Here is a 14120-nt window from a genome sequence, read left to right as displayed (position 1 = left end):
GATGATACAGCGTGTATTTCTTGCCCTGCTGCTCTGTGTGAGCCTGCTTGCCGCACCCGCTCTTGCCGTTGCGCCCGACGAAGTTCTGGACGATCCGGTACTGGAAGGCCGTGCCCGGGCACTGTCAGCTGGACTGCGTTGCATGGTCTGTCAGAACCAGTCCATCGATGACAGCGACGCGCCGCTGGCCAAGGATCTGCGCGTCCTGGTACGCGAGCGACTGGTCGCCGGCGACAGTGACGAGCAGGTGATCGATTACCTTGTGTCCCGCTATGGCGAATTCGTATTGCTGAAGCCCCGCTTCGCCTGGCACACAATCGTTCTGTGGGCCGCGGGCCCCGTTGCCCTCATTGCGGGGCTGATTGCTATTGTTGCAGCCCTGCGCAAGCGTGCTCGCAATCGCGCTGCTGCCAACGATGTCTCCGCTCCCAAGCTGACCGCGGAAGAGGAGCGTAGGCTGCAGGCGCTGCTGGACAAGGCCGACTGACACTTCCGGCCGTTCGTTTTCGGTCTCACCAGCTGCATACCGTTCAAGATCTGCGGTCACTGTGTTCACACCAATGCGTGACTTGCATGACGGGCAGGTGTGCTTACCTGTGGCCGAGTGAACGCATGGAGGCAGAAGAATGGGACAGCATCCGCTGAAACTGGAATTTGACGGCGCGCACGACGCAAGTCTGGCGGCCCGGCTGGATCTGCCGTCTGGCAAGATCAGGGCTTTCGCCCTGTTCGCGCACTGCTTTACCTGCTCCAAGGATATCGCTGCCGCCCGCCACGTTGCCAGTGCGCTCTCACAAGAGGGGATTGCCGTGCTCCGGTTCGATTTCACCGGCCTCGGCGGCAGCGGCGGCGATTTCGCCTCAACCGGATTTTCCTCCAACATCGAAGACCTGAAGCGGGCAGCAGATTATCTGCGCCGCAACTATCAGGCTCCACAGCTCCTGATCGGCCATTCGCTCGGCGGCGCCGCGGTTCTGTCCGTTGCCGCCGACATTCCCGAAGTGCGGGCCGTCGTGACGATCGGCGCTCCCTCCGACGCGGATCATGTGATCCGAAGCTTCAAGGGGGTGGAAGAGACGATCCGCGAGCAGGGCGAAGGAGAGGTTTCTCTCGAAGGGCGCAACTTTACCATTCGCAAGGAGTTCCTGGACGATCTGGAAGCCCAGTCGGTTCGTGACAAGGTCGCGGGTCTCGGCAAGGCGCTTCTCGTGATGCATGCCCCGCTCGACGAGGTTGTCGGTATCGACAATGCCACCAACATTTTCGTTGCCGCAATGCATCCCAAGAGCTTCGTGTCGCTCGATACGGCCGACCATCTTCTTTCAAAGAGCCAGGACGCGGCCTATGCGGCACGTGTGATTGCCGGTTGGGTCGGGCGTTATCTCGATCCGGTAGCGGAACAGGCCGGCGACGAAGCAAAGGATGGTGTTGAAGTGGTGGAGACCGGCCAGGGCAAGTTTCAGATCATGGTCACGAGCGGCGTACACCGGATGATTGCCGACGAACCCAAGGATGTCGGTGGGTTCGACAGCGGCCCGTCGCCCTATGGATATCTGTCCGCCGCACTCGGGGCCTGCACGGTTATGACGTTGCGCATGTATGCTGAACGCAAGGGGCTGGATATCGAACGGATCGGCACTCGTGTTCTGCACGGGAAGGTGCACGCGGCCGATTGTGAAGAGTGTTCGGAAAGCGTGAAGTCGCGGAACGGCAAGATCGACCGGTTCGAGCGCTTGATCACGCTGGAAGGCAACCTTGACGAAGCAACGCGAACCCGGCTTCTGGAGATCGCCGACAAATGTCCTGTTCATCGCACCCTGGAAGCGGGCGCTGCGGTGGTGACTCGGGAAGTGTCGCCCGACAAAGCAGAGGCGTGATCTGACTGGAAGCGGGGAGGCGGCCTCAGGCCGCTTGGCCTTCCAGGGTCTGCAGACGGATCTTCATGAAGGACAGCAGACGGCGCGCGTCGCGGTCTGACAGCGACTGGTAGTCGTTCGCCCAGTTTTCCGCGGTCGACTGCGGCTGCTTGTTGTGCATCGCCCGGGCCTTGCACAGCGCATTGTAGTCCGCATTTTCCACGCCCATGGCACGGCAAAGAACCGCCACACCGGTGGAATCGTAACGCACCATGACATTGGTGACGTATTTCTGCTCCAGCCCGGCCATTTCCGCCAGCAGGAAGCAGATGTCGAACAGGTTGTTGGACAGCGACAGCTGCGTGATCGCCTTGCTGAGCGAACGTTGCCCGGCCCGAATTTCCTTCAAGGTGACCTTCGCATTGATACGGGTCGCCTTGCGTTCCAGCTTCGAGCTGGCAACAACCTTGCTGGCCTTGTGGAAGAGATCCTGGATCAGGGTTTCGTTTTCCTTGCGCAGCTGGCGGATCTTCGCTTGCTGAGCCTCAGGCATCTGGTTGATCAGTTTGTCGTAGTCCGACTCGGTAATGTCCGCGCGCTCCATCATGGCGTCGCGGATTTTCTCGTCCTTTTCCGCCAGCTTGATCAGCAGGCGAGAGCCCCATTCGGAAAACTCCGCGCCGGAGTTGGCCGCAACAGATTGCTTGACCGGGTTCTCGCCGCGTTCCAGCAGGACATCGGTGACATTGGCCTCAAGATGCTGGCGTTTCGAGATCGCCAGCAGGTGCCCCTGACCCATGGTCTTGGCCAGCCGCAGGATATCCTCGGTCTTGAGCGCATTGGAGGACGTCAGCATCGGCCTGGCGATGTCGATCTCTTCTCGGGCAAGCTCATAGGCGACCTTGTTGGACGTGTCGTCTATCGGCGCCAGCTGTTCGGATATCGCTTTCTTCTGTTCAGGCTCCATGGTGGGAAGCATGCTTTCCAGCACCGTGTTGAACAGGGCGATTTCTTCTGTCTGGTAGCTGTTCGCGCCACGCACAAAAAGCTCGGTAACGTGTTCCACCAGTTGGTGGCGTTTTTCCGGGGTGCTTTCCTGAGCGAGATTGAGAAGGTCGTTGAGCATCTTTTAGCTGTCCGTTTTTCTTGCAACAGGACTACCGCAGAGACAGTTTACAACTGTCTAAAGCGCAGGATAAAAAAAGGATAAATCTATCGCGCCATCCGTATTAATTACAGGATAAGGCTGACATTTTGCGCGCTTATGCGTGCCTCAAGCGTGTTTACTTTATTTGATAAAGTCTCTGGGAGACCTTGCACGAATTTGCATTAGGTAACTACTGGTTGAAGCAAGTGTCATTTTCCCGGTTCAACTTCCAAAGGTCCGGTGTCCAGAACGACCTTGTCCATTGGCACATCCCAGGGCATTGGAAAGATGGAGTTGAGACTGCAGAACGCGAACCCGATCCCGATGGTCAACGGTTTGGCCGGCAGCGATGCCAGCGTGCGGTCGTAGTAGCCGCCACCATTGCCGAGGCGGTAAAAGTGGGCGTCGACACCAACCAGGGGGGCGATCACGACCTCGGGCACCTGCGATGAGCCTTCTTCGGGAACGGGAATGTTCCAGAGGCCTCGCACCATCTTGCAGCCTGGCTGCCACGGGCGAAAGACCAGCGGTGTCTGCTTTTCGAGAACGACGGGTAGAAGAACTGTCCTGCCCGAGTTGAAAAGCTCCGTCATCAGGGGGCGAAGGTCCGGTTCTCCGCGGATTGGCCAGTAGAGCGAGATCCTCTGATAGTCGACTGCTTCAAGGACGGGGCGAAGCTGATCGATCAGCGCAGCGGTCTTTGCCGCCCGCTCCGTGCTGGTTAGTCCCTTCCGCTTTTCATAGAGGCGGCTGCGCTCAGATTTACGGAACCGGCTGACATCGCGAAAGGTCTCCTGATCAACGACAAATCCGCCTACCAGCATGTCAGCGTAGCAGACAGGGTCTCCGGGCAGGTCGTCATCTTGGCTCATTCAGGAAAATTCCCTTCACGTCCCTGTGCTTTTACCGCGTCAGGCGGCCTTTCTGTCCGTTGCGGGCCAGACCAGGGCCTCAAGCAGGAGTGAGCGGGTCAGAAAACCTTCGAACACTCCCTCCTGGCATACCGGAACATGATCCAGATTATCGCGAACCATCACATGCAGGGCATCACCAAGCGGCAGGGTGCCGTCGAAAGACGTCACCGGAGCATGCAGGAGGTCGCGAGCGAGGGGAGGGGCGAAGTTCGATCCGCCACCGAAGCCTTTGCTCAGGACGCGTAGCAGGTCGCGCTGGTTGATAAGACCGGCAAGATGGCCGTCAGCATTCACGACTGCGACTTTGGACGTTTCGGACTGCTGCAGTTTGCTGAGGATTTCCTGAAGAGACGCGTCTGGAGCTACATGAAGGTGTTCCAGGGCGATCGCATCTGCACAGGCTACCCCTTCGAACGGAGGCTGTATCAACTCTGCCTCGACAGCGGCCACAAGCCGGGCAAGATCGACAGCACCGAGGTTGGTCGACTGGTGAAATTTCGACAGCAGATCCGACAGATTTTCCTCGGTCAGGCCAAGACGCCGCATCGGTGGTGGCCCGCTTTGCGAAAGGCTTGTCCGGAACGGATATTTCCGACCGGAGAAACGATGAAACACCAGGCCGGATGCCACCAGTACACTGGTCATCACGGCTGTATTGAAGACGATCATCAGCGCGCCTGTTTCTGTCAGAAGCTCAGGCGACAAGCCAATCAGCAAGGCGACAGCTCCGCCAGGCGGATGCAGCGCCCGGCCGAGCATCATTGCGGCAAACGCAAGCGCGACAGCCAGAACCGGCGCGGTTTCCAACGGCAGCAAGGCAAGCGCCACCACGCCGCACACCGCCGACAAGGTGTTTCCCAGAATAGCGGACCAAGGCTGTGCAAGCGGGCTGTTTGGTACGGCAAACACCAGTACGGCAGAGGCGCCAAGAGGCGCCATCAGAAACAGCGGCAGGCCGCCATATGCATGCATCAACCACACCATCAGGGCGCATGCGCCGATACCGACAACACCGCCCGCCATGGCCAGAAACGCTTCGGTTGGATGCGGCCAAGGCAACGCCGGGGCGAACGCGGTTCTGAAGGTCGGTTTGGGATCGATGTGCATGAAGTCGCCTGAAAAATATGCAATTGCACAAGTTCTAGGCGAAAAATCCGAAATTGACTTGGATTTTGAAACTCAATTTTCGGCCTGTCGCGAAACGGATTTTCGCTCTTGGGCCGGTAGCGATCAGGCAGCCTTCTCGTGTTTGGCTGCTTTCAGCCTGATTTTCATGAGCGCAAGAAGCCGGCGGGCATCGGTGTCATCGAGCATGTGGTAGTTCGTCAGCCACTTGCTGCCGGTGCTTTCGGGAAACTTCAGATGCTTGCATCGTTCCTTGCACACGGCCTGGAATTCCATTGCACCGATGCCGGTGGCCCGGCAGACGGTGGCGATGCCGGTGGAATCGAACCGGACCATGAGATTGTGGACATATTTCATGTCGAGGCCGGAGAAGAACGAGAGCAAGGCGACCGCATCGAGAAGATTATGTTCCTGGGCCAGCTGGTAGACCGCCTTATTCAGGGTCGTCTTGCCGAGACGGATGCCCATCAGCCACGCCTTCGGGCTGATCTTGGATTGCTTTTTCACCAGTTCCGCACCGGCAGCGACTTCACCGTCGTCACGAAACAGATCTTCCAGCAGCTCCTCGTTCGACTTGCGCAAGTGCCGGATGCGATCACCAAGCTGCTTGGGCATGTCCTTCACCAGGCTTTCAAACACCGGCATGGTGATCTCGGCGCCGAGGTTGGCGGCCAGCGTGTGTTTGACATCCCTGCTGCCGCGCTTGATCAGAATATTGCTGATATCGTTGCTGACGTGGTCGCGCTTGGCGAGGGCCAGAAGATAACCCTGGTCCTTGGTTTCCGCGATCTTGCGCAGATCTTCCTCGCGAAGCGACTTGGAGCGTTCCAGCACTGCCTGGGCCACAGGCAGGTCGTCGCTGGCCATTGCCGCGGCAAGCTTGGAGGACATTGACGGCACATCGGCAAGACGTTCGGACATCTTGCGCTTGGCGTCGTGAGCAAGGGAATCGTAGACGCCCTCGAGCATGTTGTTCAAAAGATGCGTCTCTTCGGAGCCAGGGTCGTCTGCGCGGGCAACAAGCAGGCCTGTCACGTGCTCGGCAAGCTCGTGTTTTTTCTCTGAAGAACTGTCCCTGGCAAGCTTAAGAAGCGAGTCGCTCATGTCCGTACCCTATCGGCATAAGTTTCGCCAAATTTCCTTTATAACCTGTGAAAACCACCAAGTGCTTTGTTGCAATAAGGTGATTTCGGCACTGTTGACCTGCAGGCACCGATGGGTCATTCCACGCGCATGAACGCAACCTTGATGCCGATCCTCTTTTCTTTCCGCCGCTGCCCCTATGCCATCAGGGCAAGGCTCTCGATTGCCGCAAGTGGCGAGCAGGTCGAATTGCGGGAAATCGTCCTGAGGGACAAGGCACCCGAATTTCTGGAAACTTCTCCCTCGGCAACGGTACCCTGCCTGAAAACCGGTGATACGGTGATCGATGAAAGCCTCGACATCATGCTCTGGGCGCTTGACCGGTCCGACCCGGAAAACTGGCTGAAGCCGGAAAAAGGCGATCTCGATGCCATGCTGGAATTGATCGGCGTTTGCGACGGCCCGTTCAAAAGCCATCTGGATCGCTACAAGTACGATACGAGATATCCGGACACTGACAGGGAAACAGAGCAAGCCGGTGCTGCGGAGTTCCTTTGGCATCTGGACAGCCGTCTCGCCGCTACGCCCTGGCTTTTCGGCGGCAAGGCCTCGCTGGCTGACTTTGCGATCCTGCCGTTCGTTCGTCAGTTCGCCAACTCGGACCGCAGCTGGTTCGACAGCCAGGAGTGGACGTCGCTGAAAGCCTGGCTGGAAGCCTTCGAAGTGTCACTCCGGTTCCAATCCGTGATGCCGAAATGGAACCGATGGCAGGCGGGCGATACGCCGGTCATCTTCCCCTGACAGGCGAATCAAATCCGTCGTAACGCGAAGCAGAGAACACTCTGCCTGGGTCGCTGGCCGGCTGTTTCCTGCTTCCTGCACTCGGTTTTCACTTCTGTGCATGTTGGGGAGGGAAAAAGCCGAAGCCACTTGTGCTCCGATCGTGGCGGTTTTCCTCACGTTTTCTGCCATTTCTTCCAACCTTACAAAACCGTAATGCCGCCGACAGGCGCCTGTAAGACTGGTTCACCTACTTTCACTTTCGAACCTGGAGCGCTTTCCCCGCAAGCAGTCCAGGAAATGGTTTTCAAACCTTATCTCGAAAGAGGAAGACAACATGCAAAACAGTCGCTCAGTTTCTCCCCTGCGCTCCCGTCGCGCCAAACTGCTGGCAGGCGTCGTCGCGCTCGGCGCAGCCGGACTTCTGACGGCACAGACCATTGTTCCGAGCCAGTTGGCTCTGGCTGATGCTGTCCGTGTCGATACCGCGGCTCCGCTGGACTTCTCCCACGTCGTCACTGCCGTCAGCCCGGCGGTTGTCAGCGTTCAGGTCAAGCAGGCCGCAGAACCGCGCATGATGAACTTCGGTGGCGGCAACGACAATTTCGAAGACTTCTTCAAGGGCCTGCCTGATGGCCATCCGTTCCAGCGCTTCTTCCGCGAGTTCGGTGGCAAGGGTGGCGGTGACCAGCAACAAAATCAGCGCCGTGCCCCGCGCCAGTACGGCATTTCCCAGGGCTCCGGCTTCTTCATCTCTGATGACGGTTACCTCGTCACCAACCATCACGTGATCGAAAACGGGACCGAGTTCACCGTGATCGACCGTGACGGCAAGGAATATGATGCCAAGCTCATCGGCGCCGACAAACGGACGGATCTGGCCCTTCTGAAAGTCGAAAGCGACGAAACGTTCACCTATGTCGATTTCGCCAAGGAAGCACCGCAGGTCGGCGAATGGACTGTCGCTATCGGTAATCCGTTCGGTCTCGGCGGCTCCGTCACGGCTGGTATCGTCTCGGCACGTGGCCGCGACATCGGCGCCGGCCCTTATGACGACTTCATCCAGATCGATGCTCCGGTCAACCGCGGCAACTCCGGTGGTCCGGCCTTCAACATGCATGGCGAAGTCATCGGTGTGAATGCGGCCATCTTCTCGCCGTCCGGTGGCAACGTCGGTATCGCCTTCGCAATTCCGGCTTCGACCGCGCAGGATGTCATCATGGAGCTGAAGGACGACGGCACCGTCGTTCGCGGCTGGTTGGGCGTTCAGATTCAGAACGTCACGGATGACATCGCGGAGAGCCTTGGCCTCGAAGAGGCCCGCGGCGCCATCGTCGCGGAAGCGCAGGAAAACAGCCCGGCACAGAAGGCTGGCCTGCGCTCGGGCGACACCATCCTTGCCGTTGACGGCACTGAAGTGAAGGGCCCGCGCGAGCTGTCCAAGATCATTGCGGCTTACGAGCCTGACAGCCAGGTGGACATCACGGTCTGGCGTGACGGCCAGAAAGAGGACGTCACCGTAACACTGGGCCGCCTGCAGGATCAGGAACAGGTTGCAGCCGTTCAGCCGGAGGCCGGTGAAAGCAAGACCAGCCTGGATGATCTCGGCCTGGTCCTGACGACGAAAGCCGAAGCTGGCCTGGAAGGTGACGGCGTGGTTATTGCCGAAATCGACCCGGAAAGCCCGGCAGCCGAAAAGCGCCTCAACACCGGTGACGTGATCCTGGAAGTGGCCGGCATGAAGGTCAACAGCCCGTCCGACGTGCTGAAGGCGCTGGACAAGGCGGAAAAGGATGGCCGCAAGGCGGTTCTCTTCCGGGTTGAAAGCAACAACACGACACGGTTCGTGGCCCTGCCCATGAACCTCGCCTGATCAGGGGCCGGTTCTGCCCCGAACCGGACCTGTGAGGCAAGACCGGCCTGCCCTCTGCCCCCAAACCCCGACGGGCCGGTCATTGCCAAGGGTTTATCTGCTAAACCCTGACTGACTGGCGGCGGCGACTCTCACATCCATCGCCGCCGTCAGCCATTTTCTTTAGGGCCAACTCAAGCTAAAAGGATGAGATGTTGAGGATTCTTGTCATTGAAGACGACCCGGAAGCTGCAAGCTACCTCGTCAAGGGTTTGAGTGAACTGGGCCACACCGCCGACCAGGCTGCCGATGGGCGGACCGGGCTGGATATGGCCCTCGACAGGGACTACGACATCCTCATTGTTGACCGCATGCTGCCGAAGATGGATGGCCTTTCGGTCATTCAGGACCTGCGCCGGGAAGGCAATCACACACCGGTGCTGATCCTCTCGGCACTCGGTCAGGTCGATGACCGCGTCAAGGGCCTGAAGGCCGGTGGCGATGACTACCTGCCCAAGCCTTACGCCTTTACCGAACTTCAAGCCCGCATAGAGGCACTGGCACGACGCCCCAAGTCAGCCAGCCAGATTGAGACCACCTATACCGTCGGCGACCTGACGCTGGACCGGATGGCGCATTCGTGCCGCCGCGGCGAAACGGAAATCCCGCTGCAGCCGCGTGAATTCCGCCTTCTGGAATATCTCATGCAGAACGCCGGCCAGGTGGTGACCCGTACGATGCTGCTCGAAAACGTCTGGGAATATCACTTCGATCCGCAGACCAACGTGATCGACGTTCATATCTCCCGTCTGCGCGGCAAGATCGACAAGGGTTTCGAAACACCACTTCTGCACACCATCCGGGGTGCCGGATATACGATCCGTGACGCGGCTCACTAGGTTTACCAGAACCACAGCCTTCAAGCTGTCGCTGCTCTACATTGCCGTCTTCACGGTGATGTCCGGTGTGCTGCTGTTCTATATTGCGGACAACACGGACAACCTGATGTCCGAGCAGGTGGTTCAATCCGTCGATTCAGAACTGAAAACCCTTGCCGACGTCTATGTGCGCGGCGGTGTTCGCGATCTTGTCGAAACCATCGACAGGCGGTCCCGCCATCCAGATGCCAGCCTTTATCTCCTCGTCGATTTCGCCGGCAATGCGCTTGTCGGGAATATTGCCCGCCTGCCGACCACCGTTCTCGAAGAGGCCGATGGTGGATTGCGCCGGGTCCGTTACACGCGCCTTGGCCAGGATGCTGAGGACGTAGAGCGGCAGGCCATGGTGCGCACGTTTGAGCTGCGCGGCGGCTTCCGTCTGCTGGTTGGGCGTGACCTGGGCGACCAGCTCCGGTTCTCCAACCTTCTGGCCAACGCCTTGCGCCTGTGGCTGGTCGTCGTGGTGGTCATGGCCGCGATCACCTGGCTGTTTGTCAGCCGCAGGGTGATGAAGCGCATCGACGAGATTTCCGCCACTAGCCGCACGATCATGCAGGGCGAGCTCTCCGGCCGTCTGCCCGTTGCGGGCAATGACGACGAATTCGATCGCCTGGCGATCAATCTCAACACGATGCTCGACCGGATCGAACTGCTGATGCAGTCGATGAAGGATGTGACAGACAACATCGCCCATGACCTGAAGACACCTCTGACGCGCCTGCAGACCCGGATCGAAAATGCCTTGCGGGAAGCCAAGGGAGAGGAAGGCTACCGCGGCGCCCTGGAAGCGACACTGGAGGAATCCGACCAGCTTCTGAGGATATTCAACGCGCTGCTGCGTATTGCGCGTGTTGAATCCATGGCACCGGCCTCCGTCATGGAGTCGACTGATCTCAACAAGCTGGTTGCCGAAGTTGCCGAACTTTACGAGCCACTGGTTGAAGATGAGGGCGGCAAGCTTGAGACCGATTTGCCGGAAGGGCTGAAGGCAGACTGTAATCGCGACCTCATCAGCCAGGTATTGGTGAATCTCATTGAAAATGCGCTGAAATACGGTCGTCCTGAAACAGGCGACCTGCTTATTCGCCTTGGCGGGCGGGAGGAGGACGGCCGCATCGTCCTCAGCGTCACCGACAATGGCCCCGGTATTCCGGAAAAGGACCAAGACCGGGTGAAGGAACGTTTCGTTCGGCTGGAGGAAAGCCGTTCCGAACCTGGAACAGGCCTTGGATTGAGTCTTGTCAAGGCGGTTGCCCGCTTGCATGGCGGAGACTTGCGCTTCATGAATGAGGACCCGGGGCTGAGCGCCCGGATCGATCTCAAGCCGGTGAAACCGGACAGCAGCAGGAGCGGGCATGAACAAGGCGGCACAGCCGGGCAAACGGGAGAAGGGAACTGACCAGGACGGTGGCGCGGGCGTTCTGGCCGACCGGATCGCGGTGGTCCCAACGGCACCGGATCCCGATCATGCAGCCCTGTTCCTGAAAGATCTTCTGGCTCATGCCGAAGCCGGCGAGGCCCTCAACGCTCTTCTGCACGAAAAACCGGACCTGGAAGGTTTCCTGATCGGGGTCATCGGAAACTCGCCCTATCTGCGCGATCTGATGCTTGCCGATCCACCGCGTCTCCTTCGCTTGCTGCAGGAAGCACCGGAAAGCCGTCTTGAAAGCCTGCTGTCTGCCGCCCGTGAAGCGCGGGCGGAGGACGAGGCCGGTATCATGCGGACCTTGCGCCACTTCAAACACGATCTCGCCTTGACGCTCGGTCTCGCCGACATCTCCGGTGCGATCGGTCTGAACCGCGTTACCGGTGCCCTGGCCGGGTTTGCCGACGCCGCGCTGACAGCGGCAATCAGGTTCTGCCTCGGCGATCTGGTCCGTCTGAACAAGTTCGCACCTCATGACCTGGAGAAGCCGGAAGTCGATAGCGGTCTCATCGTTCTTGCCATGGGCAAGCACGGTGCAAATGAACTGAACTATTCGTCCGATATCGATCTGATCGTTCTTTACGACCCGGCCAAGGCGCCCATGGCGGGTACAGCGGAAGCTCCGGTGGAATTCGTTCGGCTGACGCGGCGCCTGGTCAAGATCATGCAGGACCGGACCGCGGACGGTTACGTCTTCCGTACGGATCTTCGCCTGCGCCCCGATCCCGGTGCGACCCCGCTTGCCATGTCGGTACCCGCTGCGCTGGTTTATTACGAATCCCTGGGGCAGAACTGGGAGCGGGCGGCGCTGATCAAGGCGCGGCCCTGCGCGGGTGACATTCAAGCCGGCGAATCCTTCCTGCATGAAATCGTGCCGTTCATCTGGCGCAAGTACCTGGACTTTGCGGCAATTGCTGACGTTCAGTCGATCAAGCGCCAGATCCATATGCACAAGGGCCACGGGGCCATTGCGGTTGCCGGACATAACGTCAAGCTCGGCCGTGGCGGCATCCGCGAAGTGGAGTTCTTCGTCCAGACCCAGCAGCTGATCGCGGGTGGCCGCAACCCGGCCCTTCGCGGACGTCGCACACTCGACATGCTGGACGCTCTGGTGGATGCAGACTGGATCAAGGGCAAGACACGCGACGAAATGGCCGCCGCCTACCGGTTCCTGCGCAATGTCGAGCATCGCATCCAGATGCTGAACGACGAGCAGACCCAGCTTCTGCCGAAGGATGAAGACGGCATGAAGCGGGTTTCCGCGCTGATGGGCTACGACACACTTGCAGCCTTTGAAACGGCACTGCTCGACCACTTGCGAACGGTTCAGCACCACTATGCCGAACTGTTCGAAGATGAACCGGCACTGTCGTCCGAGCTGGGCAATCTGGTCTTTACCGGCGATGACCACGATCCCGGTACCCTGGAGACGCTTGCCGGTCTTGGTTTCAAGCAGCCTGCGGAAGCTGCCGCGATCGTCAAGGCCTGGCATTTCGGCCGCTATCCGTGCACCCGTTCGACCAAGGCGCGCGAGCGGCTGACCGAAATGCATCCTGCGCTTCTCAGTGCGCTGGCGGCCACGGACAATGCGGACGCTGCCCTGCGGGCGTTCGACAACTTTCTGGCCAAGCTGCCGGCGGGCGTGCAGCTGTTCTCGCTGCTGAGGTCCAATCCACAGCTCCTGACGTTGCTGGCAACCACCATGGGCGCTGCGCCACGCATGGCCGAAACGGTCTCCAAGCGGGTTCATGTGTTGGATGCAGTCCTCGATCCGGCGTTTTTTGGCGCCATGCCGAGCGTCGAGGAGTTCCGCGCCGGGCTCGACAGAACCCTGTCTCAGGCCCGCTTTTATGAGGAAGCACTGGACAGGGCGCGGATATTTACCCAGGAACAGCAGTTCCTGATCGGTCTGCGGATGATTTCAGATACCTTGTCCGCCGACCGGGTAGGGTTTGCACTGGCACGGCTGGCCGAAGTTGTCGTCGACCGGATCCTGAAGCAGGTGATCGTGCATGTCGGCGAAAGCAACGGCACGGTGCCGGGGGGCAATATCGCGGTCCTGGCCATGGGCAAGCTTGGGGGGCGCGAAATGACGGCAGCCTCCGATCTGGACCTGATCCTGCTTTATGAAGCTCCGGAAGACGTCAAGCAGTCTGATGGCAAGCGGCCTCTTGCGATCACCCAATATTACACCCGTCTGACCCAGCGGCTGGTCACGGCCCTCAGCGCACCGACGGCCGAGGGCTCGCTTTATGAGGTTGATTTCCGGCTTCGTCCGTCCGGCAATGCAGGTCCGCTCGCGACCAATCTGGACGGCTTCATAGCCTACCAGCAGAAAGAGGCCTGGACCTGGGAGCATATGGCTCTGACGCGTGGACGGGTGATTGCGTCCACGACGCCTGAGTTCAAGCAGAAGATTGTCGACAGCATCTGCGGCACGTTGGTGCAGACGCGTGATCTGACGAAGCTGGCCGACGATGTCCGCACCATGCGTGCCCGGATCGAGAAGGAAAAAGGCACCAAAGATGTCTGGGATCTGAAACAGGTGGCTGGCGGTCTGGTCGATATCGAGTTTCTTGCCCAGTTTCTGCAGCTTGCACACGCTCAGGAAAACCCGGAAATCCTGGCGCAAAGCACGGAGCAAGCTTTGGAACTGGCCCGCGACGCCGGCTTCCTGACCCTGGGCGATGCCGGGCTGTTGTTGGAAGCTCTCAGGCTTTACCACCGACTGACCCAGGTGTTGCGGCTGGCTCTTTCCGGCAAGTTCGTGCCGGCAGAAGCACCCCGCGGGGTGCTGGATCTCCTGGTTCAGGCCTCCGGCAGTCCGACCTTCACCCGGTTGGAAGCAGAGCTCGCAGACCTTCAGGTGAAGGTGCGCGAGACGTTTGTGCGGCTGATTGGCGAGGTTGAAACGGTCAACACTTGACCCCGATTGCCAAGCTGTTTCCATTGGGATAGGGAAGGACCGCACCGGCGGCCGATTTCAAATCATTCGCGCT

General features: G+C 59.5%; 11 protein-coding genes. 7 read left to right on the top strand and 4 right to left on the bottom strand.

All coding sequences use genetic code 11. The features are described 5' to 3' along the window. Position 1: 1 nt before the first annotated feature. Both ACP90_RS19380 and ACP90_RS19375 read left to right on the top strand, forming a co-directional pair. The gene (locus ACP90_RS19380; protein ID WP_062489450.1) at positions 2 to 487 is read left to right on the top strand and encodes a cytochrome c-type biogenesis protein; all 486 of its coding nucleotides are present in this window, start codon (positions 2 to 4) and stop codon (positions 485 to 487) included. A 139-nt stretch (positions 488 to 626) separates the two neighbouring features. Further along, positions 627 to 1877 (top strand): bifunctional alpha/beta hydrolase/OsmC family protein, encoded by a 1251-nt coding sequence (locus ACP90_RS19375; protein ID WP_062489448.1) that lies wholly within the window; start codon positions 627 to 629, stop codon positions 1875 to 1877. Positions 1878 to 1902: 25 nt separating this feature from the next. On the opposite strand, the gene ACP90_RS19370 is transcribed toward ACP90_RS19375, so the two are convergent. The 4 genes from ACP90_RS19370 to ACP90_RS19355 all read right to left on the bottom strand — a co-directional run bounded on the left by ACP90_RS19370 (position 1903) and on the right by ACP90_RS19355 (position 6146). Further along, positions 1903 to 2982 carry a DUF2336 domain-containing protein gene (locus ACP90_RS19370; RefSeq protein ID WP_022997826.1) on the bottom strand — a complete coding sequence of 360 codons (1080 nt, stop codon included), beginning with the start codon at positions 2980 to 2982 and terminating at the stop codon, positions 1903 to 1905. A gap of 230 nt (positions 2983 to 3212) precedes the next feature. Next, a complete protein-coding gene (locus ACP90_RS19365) occupies positions 3213 to 3875 on the bottom strand; it encodes a 5-formyltetrahydrofolate cyclo-ligase (RefSeq protein WP_062489445.1) in 663 nt (220 codons plus the stop codon). Positions 3876 to 3914: 39 nt separating this feature from the next. Continuing rightward, complete coding sequence (locus tag ACP90_RS19360; protein ID WP_062489443.1) at positions 3915 to 5024, bottom strand: HPP family protein; 1110 nt, start codon at positions 5022 to 5024, stop codon at positions 3915 to 3917. Positions 5025 to 5147: 123 nt separating this feature from the next. Further along, positions 5148 to 6146: a DUF2336 domain-containing protein gene (locus ACP90_RS19355; RefSeq protein ID WP_022997823.1), complete on the bottom strand. Its 999-nt coding sequence runs from the start codon at positions 6144 to 6146 to the stop codon at positions 5148 to 5150. A 111-nt stretch (positions 6147 to 6257) separates the two neighbouring features. On the opposite strand from ACP90_RS19355, the gene ACP90_RS19350 reads away from it, so the two are divergent. The 5 genes from ACP90_RS19350 to ACP90_RS19330 all read left to right on the top strand — a co-directional run bounded on the left by ACP90_RS19350 (position 6258) and on the right by ACP90_RS19330 (position 14047). After that, positions 6258 to 6926, top strand: a complete 669-nt coding sequence (locus tag ACP90_RS19350) for a glutathione S-transferase (RefSeq protein ID WP_208993370.1) — start codon at positions 6258 to 6260, stop codon at positions 6924 to 6926. 316 nt (positions 6927 to 7242) lie between these two features. Beyond that, positions 7243 to 8778, top strand: coding sequence for a Do family serine endopeptidase (locus ACP90_RS19345; protein WP_022997820.1), 1536 nt, complete (start codon positions 7243 to 7245; stop codon positions 8776 to 8778). Positions 8779 to 8969: 191 nt separating this feature from the next. Beyond that, positions 8970 to 9656, top strand: coding sequence for a response regulator transcription factor (locus ACP90_RS19340; RefSeq protein WP_022997819.1), 687 nt, complete (start codon positions 8970 to 8972; stop codon positions 9654 to 9656). Next, positions 9640 to 11094 (top strand): HAMP domain-containing sensor histidine kinase, encoded by a 1455-nt coding sequence (locus ACP90_RS19335; protein ID WP_062489441.1) that lies wholly within the window; start codon positions 9640 to 9642, stop codon positions 11092 to 11094. The genes ACP90_RS19340 and ACP90_RS19335 overlap by 17 nt, the downstream gene beginning before the upstream one ends. Beyond that, complete coding sequence (locus ACP90_RS19330; RefSeq protein ID WP_062489439.1) at positions 11051 to 14047, top strand: bifunctional [glutamine synthetase] adenylyltransferase/[glutamine synthetase]-adenylyl-L-tyrosine phosphorylase; 2997 nt, start codon at positions 11051 to 11053, stop codon at positions 14045 to 14047. Before ACP90_RS19335 ends, ACP90_RS19330 begins: the two co-directional genes overlap by 44 nt. Positions 14048 to 14120 lie beyond the last annotated feature (73 nt).

This window comes from Labrenzia sp. CP4 (assembly GCF_001579905.1).
Classification (GTDB): domain Bacteria; phylum Pseudomonadota; class Alphaproteobacteria; order Rhizobiales; family Stappiaceae; genus Roseibium; species Roseibium algicola.
The sequence above is the reverse complement of the archived record's forward strand: the minus strand, read 5'-3'. Positions and strand labels throughout refer to the sequence as shown.

Coding starts and splice junctions, on each gene's coding strand:
- ACP90_RS19380 (WP_062489450.1), top strand. CDS start 2: ATGATACAGCGTGTATTTCTTGCCCTGCTGCTCTGTGTGAGCCTGCTT.
- ACP90_RS19375 (WP_062489448.1), top strand. CDS start 627: ATGGGACAGCATCCGCTGAAACTGGAATTTGACGGCGCGCACGACGCA.
- ACP90_RS19370 (WP_022997826.1), bottom strand. CDS start 2,982: ATGCTCAACGACCTTCTCAATCTCGCTCAGGAAAGCACCCCGGAAAAA.
- ACP90_RS19365 (WP_062489445.1), bottom strand. CDS start 3,875: ATGAGCCAAGATGACGACCTGCCCGGAGACCCTGTCTGCTACGCTGAC.
- ACP90_RS19360 (WP_062489443.1), bottom strand. CDS start 5,024: ATGCACATCGATCCCAAACCGACCTTCAGAACCGCGTTCGCCCCGGCG.
- ACP90_RS19355 (WP_022997823.1), bottom strand. CDS start 6,146: ATGAGCGACTCGCTTCTTAAGCTTGCCAGGGACAGTTCTTCAGAGAAA.
- ACP90_RS19350 (WP_208993370.1), top strand. CDS start 6,258: ATGGGTCATTCCACGCGCATGAACGCAACCTTGATGCCGATCCTCTTT.
- ACP90_RS19345 (WP_022997820.1), top strand. CDS start 7,243: ATGCAAAACAGTCGCTCAGTTTCTCCCCTGCGCTCCCGTCGCGCCAAA.
- ACP90_RS19340 (WP_022997819.1), top strand. CDS start 8,970: ATGTTGAGGATTCTTGTCATTGAAGACGACCCGGAAGCTGCAAGCTAC.
- ACP90_RS19330 (WP_062489439.1), top strand. CDS start 11,051: ATGAACAAGGCGGCACAGCCGGGCAAACGGGAGAAGGGAACTGACCAG.